The organism is Paraburkholderia franconis, from assembly GCF_009362735.1.
In the GTDB taxonomy this organism is placed as follows: Bacteria; Pseudomonadota; Gammaproteobacteria; order Burkholderiales; family Burkholderiaceae; genus Paraburkholderia; species Paraburkholderia franconis.
In genome coordinates, this window is sequence record NZ_WHNP01000180.1 from 1 (window position 1) to 3,399 (window position 3,399).

3 protein-coding genes are annotated in these 3,399 nt (G+C 57.2%); all 3 read left to right on the forward strand.

From position 1 onward, the window contains the following. Positions 1 to 137: 137 nt before the first annotated feature. From GCT13_RS47170 to GCT13_RS47180, 3 genes are read left to right on the forward strand one after another with little or no spacing between them, the layout of a single operon-like run. A complete protein-coding gene (locus GCT13_RS47170) occupies positions 138 to 1,379 on the forward strand; it encodes a tyrosine-type recombinase/integrase (protein ID WP_152768380.1) in 1,242 nt (413 codons plus the stop codon). Further along, positions 1,376 to 2,317 (forward strand): tyrosine-type recombinase/integrase, encoded by a 942-nt coding sequence (locus GCT13_RS47175; protein WP_152768381.1) that lies wholly within the window; start codon positions 1,376 to 1,378, stop codon positions 2,315 to 2,317. Before GCT13_RS47170 ends, GCT13_RS47175 begins: the two co-directional genes overlap by 4 nt. Further along, positions 2,310 to 3,305: a tyrosine-type recombinase/integrase gene (locus GCT13_RS47180; protein ID WP_152768382.1), complete on the forward strand. Its 996-nt coding sequence runs from the start codon at positions 2,310 to 2,312 to the stop codon at positions 3,303 to 3,305. The genes GCT13_RS47175 and GCT13_RS47180 overlap by 8 nt, the downstream gene beginning before the upstream one ends. Positions 3,306 to 3,399: the final 94 nt, after the last annotated feature.

The following is a 3,399-nucleotide window of genomic DNA, read 5'->3' on the forward strand; positions in this document are numbered from 1 at the left end:
TCACGAGTATGGTGCGGTAAAAAATATGTCACAGTGGTTCTCAAGAACCCCGCATCGTCTATCGCGTTGACGTTTCCATGACGACATAATTTTCAGGCTGATACTGATATTCCACTGATCAATGATGGGGGAATATCATGTTCGAGACTCTCTTTACGCGTCCGCATGTTCTTGCTGCCCACAATCTCGCGCCCTGCGTGGAATCCAGGAAGCGCTTCCTCGTACATTGTCAGGAACAGGGTTATCCGCTCAGGTCGATTCGGAAGATCGCGTGGCTCCTGCTGGTGTTTTCACAGAGCATTGATCTGTCCCGCCCGCGGTTAATAACGCACGAGGAAATCGCGTTTGCCGTTGACCATCGGATTCGACTTCTCCGAAGTGAGCGCACGAACGAGTCCCGCAGCTCGCGGCTTCTCTTCATCCATACCGCCACGGCTTGGCTGCGCTTCCTGGGGCGTCTGGAGGAACGGCATCCTATAGAAGAACCATTTGTTCGCTATGTCGAGCACTACGTCGATTTCATGCGCGACCAGCGAGGACTTTCCTCTGCCACGATTTCAACCTGTCGTGATGAGATCGGCCATTTTCTGGCAATGGTCTGTCGCCCTGACAAGGCGCTCGATGCTCTCACTATCCACGATGTCGACACCTACCTCGCCTATCAAGGCCACCGCGGCTGGAGCAGAGTCTCATTGCACGCGCTTGCGAGCACGCTGCGCAATTTCTTCCGGTACGCAGAAGGACAAGGGTGGGCTACCAACGTTGCGTCGGGCATTGAGGCACCTGTGGTGTATAGAGAGGAGGGGTTGCCACTCGGGCTGAACTGGGATGACGTGCAAAGGTTTGTCGCCAGCTTTGTCGGCGAGAGCACGATCGATCTACGCAACCGTGCGATGATCATGCTGCTGGTTGTTTACGGACTGAGGCGCGGCGAGGTGGTACGGCTCCGTCTGGAGGACATCGACTGGTGCGGCGAGATCCTTCATGTCAATCGTCCGAAGCAACGCTGCACACAGCAATACCCGCTGGTGGCAACCGTCGGAAACGCCATTCTGCGCTACCTGAAGGAAGCGCGTCCACGAAGCGCCCATCGAGAGCTCTTCCTGTCGGTCGAGGCGCCGATCCGACCGCTGTCACCCGGACGCGTAAGCGGCATTGTCCGCTCGCGTCTCACGACGCTGGGCATCGATACTCCGCGGCGTGGCGCACATTGCCTGAGGCACGCCAACGCCCGGCATTTACTCGACGCTGGTTTTGCGCTGAAGGAGATCGGTGATCACCTCGGCCATCGCAGCGCTTCGTCGACGAGAATCTATGCAAAGGTCGACCTGACCGGACTGCGGTGTGTGGCCGAAATCGATCTGGGGAGTCTGCTATGAAGCTCTCCGAACTCGTCGCCCAATACGTGAGCCACAAACGGGCGTTGGGCATGCGCTTCAATTCCGAGGCGGCCACGCTTGCCTCATTCTGCCACCGGGTTGATGGCAACATTGATGTGGCATCGGTCACGGTCGAACAGGTACAGGACTTTCTGACTGGCAACAGACCGCTGACTAACCATTGGCGGAAGAGAAGGTCTGTACTTGACTGCCTGTTTCGTTTTGCCCTCTCGCGTGGATATGTCAAGGCTTCGCCGCTTCCTCGCTACAGTCCGAGATTGCCGCCACCGCTGACACCCTATATTTATTCGCAGCAGGAATTAAAGCGCCTGCTCGACGTGGCGTCGGCGGCATGCAGTCCACGCGGTCTGCTGGATGCATATGTTTTGCGTGCACTCATTCTGATTCTGTACGGCGGTTGCCTCCGCCATGGCGAAGCCTTGCGGTTAACCATGCAGGACGTCGATCTCGACGAAGCCGTCCTGCACGTGCGCGAGAGCAAATTCTATAGATCGAGGCTGGTTCCGCTAGGCGCAGATCTGAATAGAGCGATGCAAACCTATGCCCGGCAACGCAACCAGAGATTTGGGCAGGCACCAGATGCGCCGTTCTTCTGCTTACGCGATGGTCGCCCCCTGAGCCAGAAAGCTGTGCGCAAGGCCTTTCAGCGACAGCGTACTCTGGCAAATATCCAACGCGAAGGCGGTGCGTCCTGCCAGCCGAGGCTGCATGATTTGCGACACTCAGGCGCAGTGCACCGGCTAATCGCCTGGTATCGCAGCGGCGCAGATTTGCAACTGTTGTTGCCGCAGCTCGCGACCTATCTCGGCCACATCGATCTCGCGGGCACCCAACGCTACCTTACCCTGACGCCCGAGTTGCTGAATGCAGCGAGCACGCGCTTTGAAACGTACGTCCTTGAGGTGCAACATGAATAACTCATCCCTGCTGGGTCCGTGGATCCGACGTTTCCTGATTGAGTATCTGGTGGACGAACGTAACCTTGCCGTGAATACGCAAAGAAGTTACCGCGACATGCTCATGCTGTTGCTTCCGTATTTGGCCGCCAAGGTCGACAAGCGGATCGACCGCCTGACCGTTGATGATCTCTCCGCGCAAATGGTCCGCCTGTTCCTGACGCACATGGAAGAACAACGCCACTGTACGGTCAGCACACGAAATCAGCGGCTTGGTGGCATCCATGCGCTGGCTCGTTTCATCGGCGAACATGCGCCTGAATACGTCGACTGGTGGGCACAGATTCATCTGATTCCGGTTAAGAGAACCAGTCGGCCGGAGATCAACTATCTTAGCAGGCAGGAAATGGACGCCCTGCTCGCTGCCTCTGACGTCAATACAGCGCAGGGGCAGCGCGAACATGCGTTACTGCTCTTCATGTTTAACTCAGGAGCGCGTGCAAGCGAAGCTGCGCAGCTCAAGATTGGCGACGTTGACTGGCACACGCGCTCGGTCAGTATCGTCGGCAAGGGGAACAGACATCGCCGCTGCCCGCTCTGGAAATCCACGCTCGATGCGTTGCGCTTACAGTCCGAGGGGAGGACCGCAGACGCGCCGGTGTTCCTCAATCGATTCCACGAGACGATGACGCGCTCCGGCATTCATGCATTGGTCAAGCGCTGCGCTATCCGTGCTGCAGCCAACGCGCCGTCGCTTGCCGGCAAGAATGTGCACCCACATGTGATTCGGCATACGACCGCCTCGCTACTACTCCAGGCCGGTGTCGACATCAATACGATACGCGGCTGGCTTGGGCACGTTTCGTTGGAGACGACCAACATCTACGCCGAGATCAATCTGGAAACAAAGGCACAGGCACTGGCGACATGCGAAGTGGAAGGCGGTGCCGAAGGCCAAAAGCAATGGCGGGATCAGCCCGACCTGATGACCTTCCTCCGCACCTTGTAGCGAATAATATGTGCTGTTCGCTTTCCACAAAGGTACTGCCTTGGCCTAGTTCTTTATCGAGCAGCACATATTTTTTACCGCACCATACTCGTGA